Below are 18,880 nucleotides of genomic sequence, written 5' to 3' on the forward strand. Positions count from 1 at the left end.
GTACCCTATGAAGTTAGCGATGAAGCTGCGCACTCGATTGTTCCTGAGCATCTCAGCGCTGATTACCGTCGCTCTGCTGGGGTTGATCCTGGGCCTGGTGAGCGTCATGCAAATGGCCAAGACCCAGGAATCCCTGATTCGCAGCAACTTCATTACCCTGGACCTGGGACTGAAACTGCGCCAGAGCCTGGGCGATCAGTTGATCATGATGCTGGAGGATCGCCCTGACCCCGTGGCACTGCAAGCCTCCAAGCAGCGCTACTTCGACCTGCTGGACCAGGGTATTGCCCATGAACAGCATGACGGTCGTGGGACAGGCTTCAGCCAGGCCCGAGGCCAGTATCAGCAACTGCTGGAGGCCTTTGACGAATCCCAGCAACCGACTCCTGCGCCAGGCACGAAGGATAAGCTCACCGACACCTTCAATACGTTGCGCAATGGCCTGATCAACGAACACAAGCAGGCGCTGGAAAACATCAGCAACAGCGAGCACAAGTCCCGTGAGCGCGCCTTGCTGATCGCCGGGTTGCTGGGGTTGGTGGGGCTCGCGGTGTTGATCATCGGGTTCGTGACGGCGCATGGCATCGCCCGGCGTTTTGGCGGGCCGATCGAAGCATTGGCCAAGGCGGCGGACAAGATCGGGCAAGGCGATTTCGAAGTGACGCTGCCGATCTCATCGGCGGCCGAAATGAACCAGCTGACCCGCCGCTTCGGCATCATGGCCGAGGCGTTGCGCCAGCATCAGGCGACCAATGTCGATGAACTGCTGGCCGGCCAGCAGCGCCTGCAAGCGGTGCTCGACAGCATCGACGATGGCCTGCTGATGATTGACCGCCAGGGTCGCCTGGAGCACCTCAACCCCGTGGCCCAGCGCCAACTGGGCTGGGACGAGCAACGCCTCGGCCAGGGCCTGGGCGAGGCGCTGGCGCGGCCGGAACTGGATGAACAACTGCAACTGGTACTGCGCGGCGGCAACCTGGAACGAGCGCCCGACGATCTGGAAGTGGAAGTCGAAGGCGAACTTCGCCTGCTGACCTACAGCCTGACCCCCGTCAGCCATATCCAGGGGCATATCCTCGGCGCGGTGATGGTGCTGCATGACGTCACCGAACAACGCGCGTTCGAGCGGGTGCGCAGCGAGTTCGTATTGCGCGCCTCCCATGAGCTGCGGACGCCAGTGACCGGCATGCACATGGCATTCGGGCTGTTCCGCGAGCGCGCGAAGTTTCCGGCGGACTCCCGTGAAGCGGACCTGCTGGATACGGTCAATGAAGAGATGCAGCGGTTGATGCAGTTGATCAACGACCTGCTCAACTTCTCGCGCTATCAGAATGGCCTGCAGAAACTCACGCTGGGGCCGTGCGATGTCACTGATCTGCTCGAACATGCCCGTGCGCGCTTCGTCGAGCCGGCCAACGCGCAAGACATCGAACTGCTGGTAGAAGCTCAATCCGACTTGCCCCGGCTGTACGCAGACCAGGCACAGCTGGAGCGGGTGCTCGACAACCTGCTGGGCAACGCCCTGCGCCACACCGCCGCGGGCGGGCAGATTCGTCTGCAGGCCCGCCGCCATGGCGAGCGGGTCATCATCAGCGTCGAGGATAACGGCGAAGGTATCGCCTATGGGCAGCAAGGGCGGATCTTCGAGCCCTTTGTCCAGGTGGGTCGCAAGAAAGGCGGCGCCGGCCTGGGGCTGGCGCTGTGCAAGGAGATCGTGCAACTGCACGGCGGCCGCATGGGTGTGTACTCGCGGCCGGGGCAGGGCACTCAGTTCTACATGGCGTTGCCTTTGTAGGAACCCGGCTTCTGGCGATAGTGGTTTTGACGGTGCCATTGCCGACAAGCCGCGCCCCTACAGGATCACCGGCGATTCAACGCCCGCAGGATCGCAGCACTTTCCGCATCCGGCGTGCCATCAAACAGCGACGGCCGGAAATGCATCTGGAACGCCGCGATCACATGACGCGTGGCCACATCCAACTCTCCGGTCTGGGGCGTCTGGTAGCCCAGGTGCGCCAATTCTTCCTGGAACCAGGTAATGCTCGGCAGCTCAGTGGCGTATTGCACCTGGAAACGCGCAACGGCCTGGGCATCCGGCCAGACGCCCAACCCTTCATCGGCCAGGCGCTTCCAAGGGAACAGCGGGCCCGGGTCCAGTTTGCGCAGCGGCGCAATGTCACTGTGACCAATGATGTTCTTGGGGTCGATGCCATTGCGCTTGCTGATGTCCTTGAGCAACACCACCAGCGACTTCACCTGTGCTTCGGAGTACGGATACCACAGCCGGCCTGTCGGCGTGTCCTTGTAGCCAGGGTTCACTATCTCGATACCAATGGAGCTGGAGTTGAGCCAAGTGCGGCCCATCCACTCGCTTTCCCCGGCATGCCAGGCGCGCTGGCTCTCATCCACCAACTTGTAAATGGTGCCTGAGGCGTCGTCGCCGATCAGGTAATGGCTACTGACCTGGCCGTGGGTGAGCAACGCCAGGGAGCGCTCAAGGTTGGTGGAGGTGTAATGCACGACCACGAACTGCACGCGGTTGTCGTGGTTCACCGAGGGATGGCTGGTGTCCAGGCGAGGGCCGCTGGCACAGCCCGCAAGCATTAGAAACATAAAGGCGAAGCACAAGGATTTCATGGCGGAAGACGTTACGCTGAAGACGATAATGCAACAGTGTAACGTACCGATTGTGACCCAGCCGTCAAATTACAAAATGGAACATCTTTTAGGCCGCCTGGACCTGGTTGCGCCCCGCAGCCTTGGCCCGATACAGCGCCGCATCGGCACGCTTGAGCGCCAGGTCACTGCGCTCTCCCGGCAGGAACTGCGCCACGCCCATGGACACCGTGATCGTCACCGGCTCGCCCTTGAAGTGAAACGGGCATGCTTCAATCGCTGCCCGCAACACTTCGCCCACTGCCAGGGCATCCGCCAAGGCTGAGTCAGGCATCAGCAACACAAACTCTTCGCCGCCAAAGCGCGCGATAAAGTCGGTCGGGCGCAGGCGCTTGCGCAACACGTTGGCGATGATTTTCAGTACCTTGTCGCCCGCCAGGTGGCCGTAGCCATCGTTGATGCGCTTGAAGTGATCGAGGTCCAGCATCGTCAGCGAGAGGCTGTTGCCACGCTGGTGCCAGGCGTTGACCTCCTGATCGAGCCGCTCGCTCCAGGCAGCGCGGTTGGGCAGGCCCGTGAGCGGATCGATCAAGGCCTTCTGGCGCTGTACCTCCAGGTGCTCGCGGTAGCCCTGGGCTTCCTGCTCCATATTGGCAACCCGCTCGGCCAAGCCTTTCAGGCGCGCCGCCGTTTCCTGCTCGCGCTGGTCACGCTGTTGCTGGTGCACGTCCATGGTCCCGAGCAGGCCTTCGAGGTGGCTTTCCAGTACGTGCTTGAGGCTGTCCAGGTCGGCGGCCTCCTGCACGCTGCTTTGCAGGCCGTCGACCTGTTCGCGGATTTGCGTGTCCAACTCGCGCGCGGCCGAACGGCTATCGGCATGACCATCGCTGGCCACCTGCAAATGCCCCTGGAACGCTTCAAGGCGCTCGTTGAGCTGCTTGAGGTAAGCCTCGAACTCATGCTGGCCGCTGTCGGTGATCGCCAGCATCAAGACCGCCAGGTCGTCGAGGATCGGCAGCAGTTCATACCAATTCAAGCCATGGGCCAGACGCTCACGCATGGCTTCGGCCTGGGGCCGGTGGCGCTCGGGCAGCGACAGCTCTTCCAGCAGGCCAAGCAGGGTGTCTTCAATGTGTTTGGCCACGGAGCTGTAGGACGGCTCCGGCGAGTCGGGCAGGGAATACGGGCCGTCCGCTTGCAACTCGTCAGGGTCGGCCCGCTCGACCTCCAGCACGGGCGGGAGCGACAGGCTACCGATGACGGTCTCATCCAGGGCTTCGACCTGAACGTCTGGTGTTTCGATGAAGGCGGCGAGGGCGCTTTCCGGTGCAGTGTCTTCGGCCTGAGATTCGGGCGCGACACGCGCCACGGGCACTTCAACCGGAGCAGTTTGAGCGGGGGGCTCGTAGACAAACGTTTCGCTGGTAGCATCGGCAACCTTGGCGAGGGCGGCCGGCTCGATTGCGAGGGCAACCTTTTCTCGAGGCTGCGGCGCAAAGGCGCGCAAGGCTTGCGTCAGTTCTTCTGACTGCTCGGACTGAGCAGGCTCGGCGATAGGCTTGGCCGCTGCGGGTTGCGGAGCAGGGCCGGGCGCTGGCTCGCTTGCCACCGCCTCGTTCGCGACGTCCTTGGAACCAAACAAGCGCTGCAGAAGCCCAGGCCCTGGCCGCGTGGTTTCGCCGTCCGGCTCCAGGTTGTTCAGCGCCTGACCTTGCAGGCCGCTCAATTCACTGAGCAGCAGCGGAATCTCACGGGCCTGGCTGACCCGACCGTCCAACTGCTTGGCAAACGTCTTCAGCGGCCTGGCCACCTCACGAGGCAGAGGCAGCCTCTGCAGTTGTGTGACCAGGGAGGTCAGCGCGGTGCTGATCTGGTCGACCCGGGTTTCGCGGCGCTGCTCCGAATCCAGTACGGCTTTTTCCAGGCGCGGCAGCAAGGCCGCGAGGGCGGCGTCCATATCATCGGTACGGACAACATCGCGCATTTCCTTCATGCATTGGTCGACCGCGCGGTCGGTGCCCTCGGCAGCCAGCGTGCTGCGCACCAGCCCACGGCGTAGCAGGTCGAGGCGGGCGGCCCAACGGCGTTCGAGCTTTTCTTGTTGCTCGATGCTTTTGAGGTACTTCTCTTTCCAGCGCTGGGCGTCGTCGCTCATGCAAGGGGTCCGCGAGGGCCGGGGCTCAACGCGGGTAATGCATCAGCCGTGAGCGAACCCGGCAGACGAATCTCTACCGCGACCGGCAGGTGATCGGAGATGGGCTGCGCCAGCACCTGCACACTCTCGAGTGTAAGGGTAGGACTGAGCAGGATATGGTCAAGACAGCGTTGCGGGCGCCAGCTGGGAAACGTGGCTTCGGCTTGCGGTGCCAGTAGCCCGAGGTCGCGCAACGGAGAATTCTGCAACAGGTCGCTGGCGTGGGTGTTCATGTCCCCCATCAGCACCTGATGTTTGTAATTGCCAATCAGCTCTCGGATGTAGGCCAGTTGCATAGTGCGGGTGCGCGCACCCAACGCCAGGTGCATCATCACTACCACCAAGGCCTCCGGGCCTTCGCCAAAACGCACAAGGATCGCACCCCGGCCCTTGGGGCCTGGCAGCGGGTGGTCTTCGATGGCAGAGGGCTTCAAGCGGCTGAGCACGCCATTGCTGTGTTGTGCCAGGCGCCCGAGGTTGCGATTGAGTTGCTGGTACCAGTAGGGAAAGGCGCCGAGCTGGGCCAGATGCTCCACCTGGTTGATGTAACCGGAACGCATGCTGCCGCCATCGGCTTCCTGCAGGGCAACCAGGTCGAAGTCGTTCAACAGGTTGCCGATCTTTTGCAGGTTGCCGGCCCGCCCGTTGTGGGGCAGCAAGTGCTGCCAGCCACGGGTGAGGTAGTGCCGGTACTTCTCGGTGCTGATGCCCACCTGGATATTGAAGCTCAGCAGGCGCAGGCGGCTGTCCGCCGGCAGGCCCGTAGACTCCAGGTGATGTTCGTTGACCTGCGGATCATGCAAGCCAACCACACGTTCAGTACCCCAGCGGCGCATGACGGACCCCTTACTTGGCTGCGCGCTCTTTGGCGATCAGCTGGTCGGCAACATTGAGGGTCTGCTCAGGACCACCGGAGGTGCCCAGGTCGAAACGGTATTTGCCGTTGACGATCATGGTTGGAACGCCTTGCACGCCGTACTTCTGCGCCAGTTCCTTGGCCTGCTTGATCTGGCCCTGGATAGCGAAGGAGTTGAAGGTCGCCAGGAACTTGTCCTTGTCGACACCCTGGGTAGCCACGAAGTCAGCCATTTCGTCTGGCTTGGTCAGGCGCTTGCCTTGTTTCTGGATCGCGTCGAATACGGCGTTGTGGACCTTGTGCTCCACACCCATGGCTTCCAGGGTCAGGAACAACTGGCCGTGGGCATCCCATGGGCCGCCGAACATGGCGGGAATACGCTTGAAGTTCACATCAGAAGGCAGTTTCTCGACCCATGGGTTGATGGTCGGTTCAAAGGCGTAGCAATGCGGGCAGCCGTACCAGAACAGCTCCACCACTTCGATCTTGCCCGGTACCGACACCGGTACAGGATTGGCCAATTCAACGTAGGTTTTACCGGCTTCAAGCGGCACATTATCGGCAGCTTGTGCGGTCATGCCGAAGAGGCTGGCAGTGACGAGAGCGGCGCTGAGGATCAGATTACGCATGCTTTACTCCTGGACAAATAAAGTCGCCTCACGCGACCTTTGGTTGTGACAGGTCTACGCGGGCATGAGTTCGTTAGTGTAACGGCAGCGGCCACAAAAAAGGGCGGCCTGAGCCACCCTTTTTATGCTTGCATCGATGGATTAATCGAGCGTTAACGTTGCAGGCCCTTAGTGCAGGCCTTGGATGTAACTGGAGATCGCCGCAATATCTTCGTCGCTCAGCTTGCGGGCGATCGTGCGCATGGTCATGGCGTCGCCATCGTTGGCACGGCCAGCTTCTTCCTTGCGGAAATCGGTCAACTGCTTGGCGATGTAGGTAGCGTGCTGGCCACTCAGATGCGGGAAGCCTGCGGCCGCATTCCCTGCGCCATTTGGCGAGTGGCAACCGGTGCAGGCAGGCAGGCCCTTGTCCAGGTCGCCGCCGCGGAACAGTTTTTCTCCACGGGCGACCAATTTCGGATCAGCAGCTCCCACACTGCCTTTCTGGCTGGCAAAATACGCCGCGAGGTCCGCCAGGTCCTGATCGTTGAGGTTGGTCAGCAGGCCGGTCATTTCCAGCACCGTTCGCTTGCCGTCCTTGATGTCGTGCAGTTGCTTGGTCAGGTAACGTTCACCCTGGCCCGCCAGTTTGGGGAAGTTCGGCGCCGGGCTATTACCATCCGGTCCATGGCAAGCACCACACACGGCGGCTTTCGCCTGGCCCGCTGTAGCGTCGCCTGCAGCATGGGCAACACCGGTGATGCCCAAGGTCAACAGCAGACTCACGATCAGTTTGTTCATCAGCTAATCCAACTACGGCTAAGGGGTTTAAGAGTTATCTACCGGGTTTACTCACCATCAATTCAATGATGGCCTGGTAATCCTCAGTACTGCAGTCCATGCACAAACCACGCGGCGGCATTGCCTTGAAACCCTGGGTCACGTGTTGCACCAACGTGTCCATGCCCTGCGCCAGTCTTGGCGCCCAGGCTGCCTGATCCCCCCGCTTCGGGGCATTCGGCAACTGGCCGGCATGGCAAGCCACGCAAACTCGGTTGTACACCGCTTCCGGATCCTGTGTAGCCTGAGCGCCATAAAGCGGAACCAGGACACCGATAGCGAGCAACCACTTGGTCATACGTCGACCATTTCAGGGTTTGAGAGCGTTTTGCGTTCTAATGCGCAATAAAGGTCTATCGCTCCCGTGAACTTCATCCTTCGCTGGGACAAAGCACACACAAAATCTGCGGCATTATATACTGGCGCTACTGAAACGGAAACGACACCGCTTGCCGCACCCTTTCTCGGCACCGCCCACATCGGAAAACTCATGCAACTCAAGAATCCCATCCTCGGCCTGTGCCAACAGTCCACGTTCATGCTCAGCGCCGCCAAAGTTGACCAATGCCCCGATGACGAAGGCTTTGAAGTCGCCTTTGCCGGTCGTTCCAACGCCGGTAAATCCAGCGCGCTGAACACCCTGACTCACGCCAGCCTGGCGCGCACCTCGAAAACCCCGGGCCGCACGCAACTCCTCAATTTCTTCAAGCTAGACGATGATCGGCGTCTGGTCGACCTGCCGGGCTACGGTTACGCAAAAGTACCTATCCCGCTGAAGCTGCACTGGCAGCGTCACCTGGAGGCTTACCTGGGTGGCCGGGAGAGTTTGAAGGGTTTGATTCTGATGATGGACATCCGCCATCCGATGACCGATTTCGACCTGCTGATGCTCGATTGGGCCGTCGCCAGCGGCATGCCGATGCATATCCTGCTGACCAAGGCCGACAAGCTCACCTACGGCGCCGCCAAGAACACCCTGCTCAAAGTGCAGTCCGAAATTCGTAAAGGTTGGGGTGATGCGATCACCATCCAGCTGTTCTCGGCGCCGAAACGCATGGGCCTGGAAGAGGCTTACACCGTGCTGGCCGGCTGGATGGAGTTGGCGGACAAGGGCGCGGAAATCGCGGAGTAACTTTTCCGCGGGCAAAAAAAAACCCCGGACTTCGTATGGGGAGGGGAAGTTCGGGGTTCAAGTTCCGGACCGCTAGGGCGGGGTCCAGATATCTGCCAACACTTAACACAACATAGGAGCATTGAAGGGCTTCACCACCCATTCAGTAACTCTGAGTAGCAGTTCACGGGTTAAGTTCCGGCAGGCTCAAAAAACTATTGGAAATAACTGACGGCGACTTCTGGACTAAAGCACTCTGCCACCACGCAAGGTGATGGCAAAGCCCTCGGAATCAGTGCGCTTCGTCCCAGTTATCGCCCACGCCCACTTCCACCAGCAGCGGCACATCCAACTGCGCAGCAGCACTCATGTGCTCGCGAATCTTCTCGCTGACTTCGGCCACCAGGTCCTCACGCACCTCCAGGACCAATTCATCGTGCACTTGCAGGATCACCTTGGCATCCAGGCCTGAGTCGGTCAGCCAGTTGTCCACCAGCACCATGGCTTTCTTGATGATATCCGCCGCCGTGCCCTGCATCGGCGCGTTGATCGCGGTGCGCTCGGCGGCCGCGCGTTCCTGTGGCTTGTTGGAGTGGATATCCGGCAAGTAGAGGCGGCGACCGAAGAAGGTTTCGACATAGCCCTGGTCGGACGCCTGGGCACGGGTGCGCTCCATGTACTCGCGAACGCCTGGGTAACGGGCGAAATACACATCGATGTACGCCTTGGCCGTCTTGGTATCGACGCCAATGTCCTTGCCCAGCTTCTGCGCACCCATGCCATAGATCAAACCGAAGTTGATCGCCTTGGCGCTGCGGCGCTGGTCAGAGGTGACCTCGCCCAGTTCAACCTTGAATACCTCGGCCGCCGTGGCCGTGTGTACGTCGAGGTTGTGACGGAAGGCATTCATCAACCCTTCGTCCTTCGACAGGTGCGCCATGATCCGCAGCTCGATCTGCGAATAGTCCGCCGCCAGCAATTTGTAACCCTTGGGCGCAATGAACGCCTGGCGAATCCTCCGCCCTTCGGCGGTGCGCACTGGGATGTTCTGCAGGTTCGGATCACTGGAAGACAAACGCCCGGTCGCCGCCACCGCCTGGTGATAGGAGGTGTGAATACGCCCGGTACGCGGGTTGATCTGTTCCGGCAGGCGATCGGTGTACGTGCTTTTGAGCTTGCTCATGCTGCGGTACTGCATCAGCACCTTGGGCAGCGGGTAGTCGTCTTCGGCCAGCTTGGCCAGCACTTCTTCGGCGGTCGACGCCTGGCCCTTGCCGGTTTTCTTCAGCACCGGCAGGCCGAGCTTTTCATACAGGATCGCGCCGAGCTGCTTGGGCGAACCCAGGTTGAACTCTTCGCCGGCGATCTCAAAAGCCTGGCGCTCCAGTTCGACCATCTTGTTGCCCAGCTCGATACTCTGGATGCCCAACAGGTCCTTGTCGACCAGCGCGCCCTGGCGCTCGATACGCGCCAGCACCGGCACCAGCGGAATCTCGATATCCGTGAGCACACTGGCCAGGCTCGGGATGGCTGTCAGTTGCGCAAACAGCGCCTGGTGCAGTCGCAAGGTCACATCGGCATCTTCCGCCGCATAAGGGCCGGCCTGCTCCAGTGCGATCTGGTCAAAGGTCAGTTGCTTGGCACCCTTGCCGGCGATGTCCTGGAAACTGACGGTGTCGTAGTCCAGGTACTTCTTGGCCAGGCTGTCCATGTCATGCCGCGTTGCGGTGGCGTTCAGTACGTAGGATTCGAGCATGGTGTCGAAGGCAATGCCCCGCACGGTAATGCCGTGTGCCGGATCGCCGCCGATGGCGCAGTTGGCCAGGATGTTCATGTCGAACTTGGCGTGCTGGCCGACCTTGAGCTTGGTCGGGTCTTCCAGCAGCGGTTTCAGGGCCAGCAGCACGGTGTCGCGGTCCAACTGCTCCGGCGCGCCGATGTAGGAGTGGGTCAGCGGGATGTAGGCGGCTTCGTGGGGCTGGATCGAGAAGGAAACACCCACCAGCTGTGCCTGCTGGGCATCGATACCGGTGGTTTCGGTGTCGAAGGCAAACAACGTCGCGTCGTTGAGCTTCTTCAACCAGGTATCGAGCGTCGCCTGGTCGAGGATGGTGGTGTAAGTGGCCTCTGCGGGCGCCACCACTTCAACGACTTCTTCAACAACAGGAGCAGCCTTGAGCTCCACGCGCTTGGCATCGCGCTGGATCTCTTCATACCAGCTCTTGAATTCGAGCAGCGTGTACAGCTCCAGCAGTTTTTCACGGTCCGGCTCGATCAGGTGCAGATCGTCCAGGCCCACGTCCAGCGGCACATCGACCTTGATCGTCGCCAACTGATAAGACAGGAATGCCATCTCCTTGTGTTCTTCCAGCTTGGCCGGCAGCGTCTTCGCGCCCCGGATAGGCAGAGTCGGCACAATATCCAACTGCTCATACAGCTCTTTGAGGCCACCATTCACGCCTACGAGCAGCCCGGACGCGGTCTTCGGACCAATGCCGGGAACCCCCGGAATGTTGTCGGACGAATCGCCCATCAACGCCAGATAGTCGATGATCTGCTCGGGAGCGACACCGAATTTCTCCTTCACGCCCTCGATGTCCATCGAACTACCGGTCATGGTGTTGACCAAGGTAATGTGCCCGTCGACCAGTTGTGCCATGTCCTTGTCGCCGGTGGAAATCACCACCGGGCGGTCAGCGGCCGCACTGCTGCGGGCCAGGGTGCCGATCACGTCATCGGCTTCGACGCCTTCGACGCACAGCAGCGGGAAGCCCAGGGCGATCACGCTCTGGTGCAGGGGCTCGATCTGCAGGCGCATGTCATCGGGCATGCTGGGACGATTGGCCTTGTATTCGGCGTACATGTCATCGCGAAAGGTCCCACCCTTGGCGTCGAACACCACCGCGAACGGGCTGTCCGGGTACTGCTTGCGCAGGCTTTTGAGCATGTTCAACACGCCCTTGACCGCGCCGGTGGGCAGGCCTTTGGAGGTGGTCAGCGGTGGCAGCGCGTGGAAGGCGCGGTACAGATATGAAGAACCGTCCACCAGGACGAGGGGTGCTTGGCTCATGAGCAGAATCAACCTTTTCGGCGGGTCAGGCGCTAGAATAGCCGGACCAATGACGACAAAGGGACAAGGTTATCATGCGTACATTCAATCGCCTGCTGTTGACCGGCTTGATCGCACTCGCTCCGATGGCTGCCATGGCGGCAGACGATGCGCCTGGGGGCGATCCGGAAGTGACCATTCGCACGGAAGGCGACAGGACTATCCAGGAGTACCGCCAAAACGGTTTCCTGTACGCGATCAAGGTGACGGTAAAAGGCGCACCGCCTTATTTCCTGGTGCGCGCGGACGGAACCGATGCGAACTTCATCCGCTCTGACCAGCCGGATATGCTGATCCCGTCATGGAAGATCTTCGAATGGAAATGATTTCTTAACTTCAATTGGCGCCGCGCACCGCGGCGCCCGTACTGGCAGTTTTAACCATGTCTGTGTTCACCCCCCTGGCTCGGCCCGAGCTGGAAACCTTTCTCGCCCCTTACGGGCTCGGCCGCCTGATCGACTTCCAGGGGATTGCCGCCGGTAGCGAAAACACCAATTTCTTTATCAGCCTGGAACAGGGCGAATTCGTCCTGACCCTGGTCGAGCGCGGCCCGGTCGCGGAAATGCCGTTCTTCATCGAACTGCTCGACGTACTCCACGACGCCGACCTGCCCGTGCCCTATGCGCTGCGCACCACCGATGGAGTGGCATTGCGCGAATTGAAGGGTAAACCGGCGCTGCTGCAACCGCGCCTGGCCGGCAAGCACATCAAGGATGCCAACGCCCAGCACTGCGCCCAGGTGGGCGACCTGCTTGGCCACCTGCACCTGGCGACGCAAGGCGAAAAGGTCCTGGAGCGCAAGACCGATCGCGGCCTGGACTGGATGCTCAGCGAAGGCGCGCAGCTGATTTCGCACCTGAACGACGCACAGCAGCGCCTGCTGCAAGATGCACTGGCGGAGATCGGCGCGCACAAGGCGCAGATCCTCGCCCTGCCGCGCGCCAACGTGCACGCCGACCTGTTCCGCGATAACGCGATGTTCGAAGGCACGCATCTCACGGGCCTGATCGACTTCTACAACGCCTGCTCCGGCCCGATGCTGTACGACGTGGCGATCGCCCTGAATGACTGGTGCTCGGACGCCGATGGCGTGATTGATGGGCAACGCGCCCGGGCATTGCTGGGAGCCTATGCAGGTCTTCGACCGTTTACCGCGAAGGAAGCCGAGTTGTGGCCGACGATGCTGCGCGTGGCCTGTGTGCGGTTCTGGTTGTCACGGCTGATCGCGGCCGAGTCATTTGCCGGACAGGACGTACTGATCCATGACCCGGCGGAGTTCGAGCATCGCTTGGCACAACGCCAGCAGGTCACGATCCAACTGCCGTTCGCCCTCTAAAGCCCAACTCGGTCATTGTGGGAGCTGGCTTGCCTGCGATAGCGTCAGGTCAGCCAGCAATGTCGTCGCAGGCCCACCGCAATCGCAGGCAAGCCAGCTCCCACATTAGATCTGCGCCATCTGCTACAACGACTCCAGGCACCCGGCCAGGTCGTTACCAAGCTTCTCCAACACCTGCTCATAACCCTGAGCGGTAGCCGGGGTGTAACCGCCCAACGCATCCAATTCCGCCAGTTTCACCGGCAAACCGGAGACCAGCGTTTCAGCCAGACGCGGACGCAACGGCGGTTCACTGAACACGCACGTCTTGCCCACCTCCTGCAGCCGCGTGCGCATCGCCGCCACATGCTGTGCACCCGGCTGCACTTCGGCTGCCACGCTGAACACGCCGGCGTGCTTGAGGCCGTAGGCGTCTTCAAAATAATCGAAGGCTTCGTGGAAGACGAAGTAAGGCTTGCCTGCAATCGGCGCCATGCGCGCTTTCAAACGTGCGTCAAGGGCATCCAGGCGTTCATCGAAGGCCTTCACGTTACTCTGGTAACGGGCGGCATTGGCTGGATCGGCGGCGGCCAGGTCAGCCGCCATACGCGCTGCAATCACCCGAGCGTTGACGGACGATAGCCACAGGTGCGCGTCCAGGCTGCCTGGGAGGTGATCGTGGTCGTGTTCGTCAGCATCGTCGGCGTGGGAGTGGCTATCTTCGGCGAAACGACGCAGCTTCATGCCTGGCAGGTCCTGCACGGCTACAGTCGCTGCCGTACGGCCTTTCAGCACACGTGGCAGGAAACTCTCCATGTCCGGGCCGATCCAGTACAACAGGTCCACCGACTGCACGCGCCGTACGTCGGATGGGCGCAAGGCGTAGTTATGCGGCGATGCACCCGGCGGCAACAGCACTTCCGGAACGGCCACACCGTCCTGCACAGCAGCGGCAATCAACTGCAATGGCTTAATGCTGGTCAGCACCTTGACCTCGGCCTGAGCGGCGCCAGTGATGAACAAACTGGTGACAAATACGACAAAAACGGGAAAAAGTCGGGACACGATGACCACTCAATGGCGTAGGAACGGGTAACATAATAACGTCTCTATCAAATATCTGTCGCCGCTCATGCCTAAAACACCGCTTGCCAGCCGTCCCCACGACCACTCTCACTGCGTGCATACCGCGCTGTCGGAGGCCGACACCCTGTGCACTCAGAAGGGGTTGCGCCTGACCGCTTTGCGTCGCCGCGTGCTGGAACTGGTGTGGCAGAGCCACAAGCCGCTGGGCGCCTATGACATTCTCGGCGTGCTCAGCGAGCAAGATGGCCGTCGCGCGGCACCGCCGACCGTTTACCGCGCGCTGGACTTCCTGCTGGAAAACGGCCTGGTGCACCGCATCGCCTCGCTGAACGCCTTCGTCGGTTGCAGCCACCCGGAACACGCGCACCAGGGCCAGTTCCTGATCTGCCGCGAGTGCCACGCCGCCATCGAGCTTGAACAAAAAAGCATCAGCGACGCCATCATCAAAAGTTCTGCCGAGGTCGGCTTCCGGGTCGAAGGGCAAACGGTCGAAGTGGTCGGCCTGTGCTCGGGCTGCCAGGGGGCTTGATGAGCAACGCGTTAATCCGCCTGGAACAGGTCGGGGTCACGTTCGCCGGGCAAAACGTGCTGGATAACATCGCACTGAGCGTGGAGCCTGGGCAGATCGTCACCCTGATCGGCCCCAACGGCGCCGGCAAGACTACCCTGGTGCGCGCCGTACTCGGCCTGCTCAAGCCCGACACCGGCAGCGTCTGGCGCAAACCCAAGCTGCGCGTCGGCTATATGCCGCAGAAGCTGCACGTGGACCCGACACTGCCTCTCTCTGTATTGCGCTTCCTGCGCCTGGTGCCGGGCGTGGACCGCACCCGCGCCCAGGCAGCGCTCAAGGAAGTCGGCGCCGAACAGGTGATCGACAGCCCGGTGCAAAGCATCTCCGGCGGCGAAATGCAGCGCGTGCTGCTGGCCCGCGCCCTGTTGCGCGAGCCGGAACTGCTGGTGCTGGATGAGCCCGTGCAAGGCGTCGACGTCGCCGGCCAGGCCGAGCTGTACAGCCTGATCACCCGCTTGCGCGACCGCCATGGTTGCGGCGTGCTGATGGTCTCCCACGATTTGCACCTGGTGATGAGCACCACTGACCAAGTGGTGTGCCTCAACCGCCACGTGTGCTGCTCCGGCCACCCGGAGCAGGTCAGCGGCGACCCGGCGTTCGTCGAGCTGTTCGGCAAGAACGCCCAGAGCCTCGCGATCTACCACCACCATCACGATCACGCCCATGACTTGCATGGCGCCGTGGTTGATGACCCCGCCACACCCCACACCCACGTTCATGGAGATAGCTGCAAGCATGGCTGATTTTCTGCTCTACGCCCTGCTGGCAGGCTTGGCTCTGGCACTGGTGGCGGGCCCGCTGGGCTCGTTCGTGGTCTGGCGGCGCATGGCCTATTTCGGTGACACATTGTCCCACGCGGCCCTGCTGGGCGTGGCCATGGGCTTCTTGCTCGATGTGAGCCCGACCATCGCGGTGACCGTGGGCTGCCTGCTCCTGGCGGTGCTGCTGGTGACCCTGCAACAGCGCCAGCCGCTGGCCTCCGACACCTTGCTGGGTATCCTGGCGCCGAGCACCCTGTCCCTGGGCCTGGTGGTGCTGAGCTTCATGCACGAAGTGCGCATCGACCTGATGGCCTACCTGTTCGGTGATCTGCTGGCGATCAGCACCACTGATCTGGCGTGGATCCTCGGCGGCAGTGCGGCTGTGCTGGTGTTGCTGGTTGCCCTGTGGCGGCCATTGCTGGCGATCACCGTGCATGAAGAGTTGGCCACGGTCGAAGGCTTGCCCGTGCCGAGCCTGCGCATGGCCCTGATGCTGTTGATCGCCGTGGTGATTGCTGTCGCGATGAAGATAGTGGGCGTATTGTTGATCACGTCGCTGTTGATCATCCCGGCAGCGGCTGCCCAGCGCCATGCCCGTTCGCCTGAGCAAATGGCGATTGGCGCCAGCGTGTTGGGGATGTTTGCAGTGTGCGGGGGCTTGGCGTTGTCCTGGTTCAAGGACACGCCGGCCGGCCCATCGATTGTGGTCACGGCCGCCGCCCTGTTTCTGCTGAGTTTTGTCCTGCCCCGTCGAGGGGTGTAGACTTGCTCGCTTTTTGCGCAAATAGAGAGTCGCAGGAATGAAGCTGTTCACCTCCCGTTATCTGCTCCTTGCCGCATTTTCCCTGCTGCTGGGCGCCTGTCAAAGCACACCGCCCGCCGCCCCCGAGGCTCCGGACGCACGCGCTGCCGCCATCGCGCAGTTGGAGCAAAACCTGGCCAGCAGCGAGTTGGCCACGGCCGAAGACCAGCTGGCCGCGCTGCAGGCCCAATCGCCCAATGACCCGACGCTGGAAACCTATCAGCGTCAACTGGCGGAAGCCTACCTGCAGCGCAGCCAGGTCGTGCTGCAAAAGGGTGATGTAAACGCCGCCGCCACCGCCCTGAGTCGTGCCCGAGCGCTGATGCCCAAGGCCCCCGCACTGACCGGCGGCGTAAACAGCGCCATTACTCACGCCCGCAAAGCCGAGCTGGACAAAGCCGAGGCCGCCCTGAAAGCCGCCGAAGCCAAGCCTGCCGCCAAGGTCATCGACCCGGCGGCGCCCAGCACCACAGTGGCGCTGAACCTCACCAATATCGAAGAACTGCGCCACCAGCTGGATGCAATTGCCACCGACGTGGTGAACTACCAGTGCGATGTGAGCATCCAGGCGCCGCGCACGGAGGATTACCCGTGGCTGGCCACATTGCTGACCAAGCGGGTGAAGCGTATCGATTCCGGCTATGACCTGAAGATTCACCGGCAGATCCTGAAGAAGATTCCGGCGCAGGTTGTGCTGATTCCGCGCAAGGCGGAATAAAAAAGCATCGCCAGCAAGCCGGCTCCTACCCACAACCTGTAGGAGCCGGCTTGCCGGCGACAGCGGTCTTAAGCCGGAATCGCCTTGGCTTTCGGCTCACGATCCCAGACCCGATGCTGGGCAATCGCCGCAAAAAATGCCTTGAACGCCTTGGCATCCGACCCCACGATCAAGCCCGCATCCGTCTCAAGCTTCAACAGATCCAGCAATGGCTTGGCGTCACTGGCCACGGTAATCGCCTTCAGGTGCTTGTACGCCTCCAACAGGAAGTGCAACGCCACCCCGTCACCGCTCAAGGCTTTCACCGAGTCCTTCCCACCCGGGACAAACACAGCGTCAAACGCAATCGACGGCATGCCTTCCATCGACGCATCCACCTTCAGGCTCTTGCCATCGGCCGTCTTCACCGGCGCCGAGGTTGGCCCCAGCAGCTTGGCGTGCGCACCTTCTGCTTCCAGTGCCTTTTTCAATGCATCAATCGCAGCACCATCAACACCATTCGCTGCAAGAATCGCCACTTTGCGCGTCTTGATATCGCCTGAGAGCAGGTTCACCTGGCTCAGCGCCGGCGACGCCTTCAGCGAGGTCTTGCGTGGCGCTACAGTGCCTTTGGTCGGCGCCGGCAAGCCCAGGTTCTGTGCCACACGCTTGGCCAGTTCCAGATCGATATTGGCCAGGATCTCGTTGACCTGACGGGCACGGATGAACTCACGCTCGACCTTACCCAGCTCGAAGCTGTAGGCGGCGATGATGTGCTCTTTCTCGTGATGGCTCATGCTGTGGAAAAACAGCGTGGCCTGGGAGAAGTGATCGCCGAACGACTCACTGCGCTCACGCACCTTATTGGCATCGACGCGCTCGTAATAGGTTTCGAAACCGCCGTCCTGAGCCGCTGGCGGCGTCTCTTTCGGCCAACCGCCATCAATCGAATTAGGCTCGTACGCCGCACGCCCCTTGTCGATCACGGTGCGATGCTGGGCGTCGCGCTGGCCATTATGGAACGGCGCTACCGGCCGATTGATCGGCAGTTCATGAAAGTTCGGGCCTCCGAGACGGCTGATCTGGGTGTCCGTGTAGGAAAACAGGCGGCCTTGCAGCAGTGGGTCGTTGGTAAAGTCGATCCCCGGCACGATGTGGCCCGGGCAGAAGGCGACCTGCTCGACTTCGGCGAAGAAGTTGTCCGGGTTACGGTTAAGCACCATCTTGCCCAGTGGCGTAATCGGCACCAGCTCTTCAGGGATGATCTTGGTCGGGTCGAGCAGGTCGAAGTCGAATTTGTGTTCGTCTTCTTCCGCGACGATTTGCACACCCAGCTCCCACTCGGGGTAGTCGCCGCCCTCGATCGCTTCCCACAGGTCGCGACGGTGGTAGTCGGTATCCTTACCAGCAAGCTTTTGCGCCTCGTCCCACACCAGGGAGCATGTGCCCACTTTGGGATGCCAATGAAATTTCACGAAGCTCGACTTACCTTCGGTATTGATCAGGCGGAAGGTGTGAATACCGAACCCCTGCATGGCGCGCAGGCTTTTCGGAATGGCACGGTCGGACATTGCCCACAGGACCATATGCGCCGACTCTGGCTGCAGCGACACAAAATCCCAGAACGTATCGTGGGCCGAGCCGCCAGTAGGAATTTCGTTATGCGGCTCAGGTTTTACCGCGTGCACAAAGTCAGGAAACTTGATGGCGTCCTGAATGAAAAACACCGGCATGTTGTTGCCCACCAGGTCGAAGTTACCTTCGTCGGTGAAGAACTTCACGGCAAAACCACGCACGTCGCGCACCGTATCGCCTGACCCACGCGGGCCCTGTACGGTGGAGAAACGCACGAACACCGGGGTTTTGTGCTCGGGGTTGCGCAGGAACCCGGCTTTGCTCAGCGCCGAATGGTTCTCGTACGTCTGGAAATAACCATGGGCGCCAGTACCGCGGGCATGCACGATGCGCTCCGGGATGCGTTCATGGTCAAAGTGCGTGATTTTCTCACGCATGATGAAGTCTTCCAGCAGCGAGGGGCCACGGGAGCCAACTTTCAGAGTGTTCTGGTTGTCGGAAATCTTCACGCCTTGGTTGGTACGCAGGGCCTGGCCGGTCGCGTCGGAACGGAACGCCTCCAGGGCCTGCAGCTTGGCGTTGGTGTTGCCACGGTCCAGGGTATCGGTGCCCGCAAGTTCGCTCTTCGGCGGGGCGGCTGGCTTCTTGGTACTCATCAGACAAAACTCCTTATTCAAAGTGGCCAGAGCGGTCCCCGGCTCGTTTGAGCAAAACCCCAGGCACGGCACCTGGGAAATCG

Annotated in this window: 17 protein-coding genes; 8 read left to right on the forward strand and 9 right to left on the reverse strand. The window is 61.3% G+C overall.

Annotated elements, in window-relative coordinates; translation table 11 throughout:
* Positions 1-7 precede the first annotated feature (7 nt).
* On the forward strand, positions 8-1,795 hold the full coding sequence (locus BM70_RS0101250) for a KinB sensor domain-containing domain (protein ID WP_025854311.1): 1,788 nt from the start codon (positions 8-10) through the stop codon (positions 1,793-1,795).
* Between the two features lie 65 nt (positions 1,796-1,860).
* Here BM70_RS0101250 and BM70_RS0101255 read toward each other — a convergent pair whose 3' ends face one another.
* From BM70_RS0101255 to BM70_RS0101280, 6 genes are all read right to left on the reverse strand, one after another.
* Positions 1,861-2,637: an N-acetylmuramoyl-L-alanine amidase gene (locus BM70_RS0101255; protein ID WP_025854312.1), complete on the reverse strand. Its 777-nt coding sequence runs from the start codon at positions 2,635-2,637 to the stop codon at positions 1,861-1,863.
* Between the two features lie 88 nt (positions 2,638-2,725).
* The gene (locus tag BM70_RS0101260; protein ID WP_025854313.1) at positions 2,726-4,771 is read right to left on the reverse strand and encodes a GGDEF domain-containing protein; all 2,046 of its coding nucleotides are present in this window, start codon (positions 4,769-4,771) and stop codon (positions 2,726-2,728) included.
* Entirely contained in the window at positions 4,768-5,646 is an 879-nt protein-coding gene (locus BM70_RS0101265) for an endonuclease/exonuclease/phosphatase family protein (RefSeq protein WP_025854314.1), read from the reverse strand. The genes BM70_RS0101260 and BM70_RS0101265 overlap by 4 nt, the downstream gene beginning before the upstream one ends.
* Positions 5,647-5,656: 10 nt before the next feature.
* Positions 5,657-6,295, reverse strand: a complete 639-nt coding sequence (gene dsbA, locus BM70_RS0101270) for a thiol:disulfide interchange protein DsbA (RefSeq protein WP_025854315.1) — start codon at positions 6,293-6,295, stop codon at positions 5,657-5,659.
* 168 nt (positions 6,296-6,463) lie between these two features.
* Complete coding sequence (locus tag BM70_RS0101275; protein ID WP_025854316.1) at positions 6,464-7,075, reverse strand: cytochrome c4; 612 nt, start codon at positions 7,073-7,075, stop codon at positions 6,464-6,466.
* Between the two features lie 34 nt (positions 7,076-7,109).
* Positions 7,110-7,412 carry a cytochrome c5 family protein gene (locus BM70_RS0101280; RefSeq protein WP_025854317.1) on the reverse strand — a complete coding sequence of 101 codons (303 nt, stop codon included), beginning with the start codon at positions 7,410-7,412 and terminating at the stop codon, positions 7,110-7,112.
* Between the two features lie 192 nt (positions 7,413-7,604).
* Between BM70_RS0101280 and yihA the strand changes: the two genes are divergently transcribed.
* Positions 7,605-8,246: a ribosome biogenesis GTP-binding protein YihA/YsxC gene (gene yihA / locus BM70_RS0101285; protein WP_025854318.1), complete on the forward strand. Its 642-nt coding sequence runs from the start codon at positions 7,605-7,607 to the stop codon at positions 8,244-8,246.
* Positions 8,247-8,517: 271 nt separating this feature from the next.
* Here the strand turns inward: yihA and polA are convergent, their stop codons facing one another.
* Entirely contained in the window at positions 8,518-11,295 is a 2,778-nt protein-coding gene (gene polA, locus BM70_RS0101290; protein ID WP_025854319.1) for a DNA polymerase I, read from the reverse strand.
* 74 nt (positions 11,296-11,369) lie between these two features.
* Between polA and BM70_RS0101295 the strand changes: the two genes are divergently transcribed.
* Positions 11,370-11,660: a DUF2782 domain-containing protein gene (locus tag BM70_RS0101295; RefSeq protein WP_025854320.1), complete on the forward strand. Its 291-nt coding sequence runs from the start codon at positions 11,370-11,372 to the stop codon at positions 11,658-11,660.
* A gap of 56 nt (positions 11,661-11,716) precedes the next feature.
* Positions 11,717-12,670: a homoserine kinase gene (locus tag BM70_RS0101300; protein ID WP_025854321.1), complete on the forward strand. Its 954-nt coding sequence runs from the start codon at positions 11,717-11,719 to the stop codon at positions 12,668-12,670.
* Positions 12,671-12,793: 123 nt separating this feature from the next.
* Here the strand turns inward: BM70_RS0101300 and BM70_RS0101305 are convergent, their stop codons facing one another.
* A complete protein-coding gene (locus BM70_RS0101305) occupies positions 12,794-13,723 on the reverse strand; it encodes a zinc ABC transporter substrate-binding protein ZnuA (RefSeq protein WP_043274137.1) in 930 nt (309 codons plus the stop codon).
* Between the two features lie 58 nt (positions 13,724-13,781).
* Between BM70_RS0101305 and BM70_RS0101310 the strand changes: the two genes are divergently transcribed.
* The 4 genes from BM70_RS0101310 to BM70_RS0101325 are packed head-to-tail and all read left to right on the forward strand — an operon-like array spanning position 13,782 to position 16,587.
* Positions 13,782-14,264 (forward strand): Fur family transcriptional regulator, encoded by a 483-nt coding sequence (locus tag BM70_RS0101310; protein WP_025854323.1) that lies wholly within the window; start codon positions 13,782-13,784, stop codon positions 14,262-14,264.
* Positions 14,264-15,049 (forward strand): zinc ABC transporter ATP-binding protein ZnuC, encoded by a 786-nt coding sequence (gene znuC, locus BM70_RS0101315; protein WP_025854324.1) that lies wholly within the window; start codon positions 14,264-14,266, stop codon positions 15,047-15,049. Before BM70_RS0101310 ends, znuC begins: the two co-directional genes overlap by 1 nt.
* Positions 15,042-15,830 carry a zinc ABC transporter permease subunit ZnuB gene (gene znuB, locus BM70_RS0101320; protein ID WP_025854325.1) on the forward strand — a complete coding sequence of 263 codons (789 nt, stop codon included), beginning with the start codon at positions 15,042-15,044 and terminating at the stop codon, positions 15,828-15,830. Before znuC ends, znuB begins: the two co-directional genes overlap by 8 nt.
* A 37-nt stretch (positions 15,831-15,867) precedes the next feature.
* Positions 15,868-16,587, forward strand: a complete 720-nt coding sequence (locus BM70_RS0101325) for a PA5502 family lipoprotein (protein WP_025854326.1) — start codon at positions 15,868-15,870, stop codon at positions 16,585-16,587.
* Between the two features lie 68 nt (positions 16,588-16,655).
* On the opposite strand, the gene katE is transcribed toward BM70_RS0101325, so the two are convergent.
* Entirely contained in the window at positions 16,656-18,869 is a 2,214-nt protein-coding gene (katE, locus tag BM70_RS0101330) for a catalase HPII (protein ID WP_256220862.1), read from the reverse strand.
* Between the last annotated feature and the right edge of the window lie 11 nt (positions 18,870-18,880).

Origin of the sequence: Pseudomonas sp. CHM02, from assembly GCF_000612585.1 — a bacterium.
GTDB lineage: Bacteria > Pseudomonadota > Gammaproteobacteria > Pseudomonadales > Pseudomonadaceae > Aquipseudomonas.

Excerpts from the sequence above, each read along its gene's own strand:
- znuB (WP_025854325.1), top strand. The coding sequence starts at position 15,042 with ATGGCTGATTTTCTGCTCTACGCCCTGCTGGCAGGCTTGGCTCTGGCA.
- BM70_RS0101280 (WP_025854317.1), bottom strand. The coding sequence starts at position 7,412 with ATGACCAAGTGGTTGCTCGCTATCGGTGTCCTGGTTCCGCTTTATGGC.
- BM70_RS0101255 (WP_025854312.1), bottom strand. The coding sequence starts at position 2,637 with ATGAAATCCTTGTGCTTCGCCTTTATGTTTCTAATGCTTGCGGGCTGT.
- BM70_RS0101260 (WP_025854313.1), bottom strand. The coding sequence starts at position 4,771 with ATGAGCGACGACGCCCAGCGCTGGAAAGAGAAGTACCTCAAAAGCATC.
- BM70_RS0101275 (WP_025854316.1), bottom strand. The coding sequence starts at position 7,075 with ATGAACAAACTGATCGTGAGTCTGCTGTTGACCTTGGGCATCACCGGT.
- BM70_RS0101300 (WP_025854321.1), top strand. The coding sequence starts at position 11,717 with ATGTCTGTGTTCACCCCCCTGGCTCGGCCCGAGCTGGAAACCTTTCTC.
- polA (WP_025854319.1), bottom strand. The coding sequence starts at position 11,295 with ATGAGCCAAGCACCCCTCGTCCTGGTGGACGGTTCTTCATATCTGTAC.
- znuC (WP_025854324.1), top strand. The coding sequence starts at position 14,264 with ATGAGCAACGCGTTAATCCGCCTGGAACAGGTCGGGGTCACGTTCGCC.
- BM70_RS0101325 (WP_025854326.1), top strand. The coding sequence starts at position 15,868 with ATGAAGCTGTTCACCTCCCGTTATCTGCTCCTTGCCGCATTTTCCCTG.
- BM70_RS0101310 (WP_025854323.1), top strand. The coding sequence starts at position 13,782 with ATGCCTAAAACACCGCTTGCCAGCCGTCCCCACGACCACTCTCACTGC.
- dsbA (WP_025854315.1), bottom strand. The coding sequence starts at position 6,295 with ATGCGTAATCTGATCCTCAGCGCCGCTCTCGTCACTGCCAGCCTCTTC.
- BM70_RS0101250 (WP_025854311.1), top strand. The coding sequence starts at position 8 with ATGAAGTTAGCGATGAAGCTGCGCACTCGATTGTTCCTGAGCATCTCA.
- BM70_RS0101295 (WP_025854320.1), top strand. The coding sequence starts at position 11,370 with ATGCGTACATTCAATCGCCTGCTGTTGACCGGCTTGATCGCACTCGCT.
- BM70_RS0101265 (WP_025854314.1), bottom strand. The coding sequence starts at position 5,646 with ATGCGCCGCTGGGGTACTGAACGTGTGGTTGGCTTGCATGATCCGCAG.
- yihA (WP_025854318.1), top strand. The coding sequence starts at position 7,605 with ATGCAACTCAAGAATCCCATCCTCGGCCTGTGCCAACAGTCCACGTTC.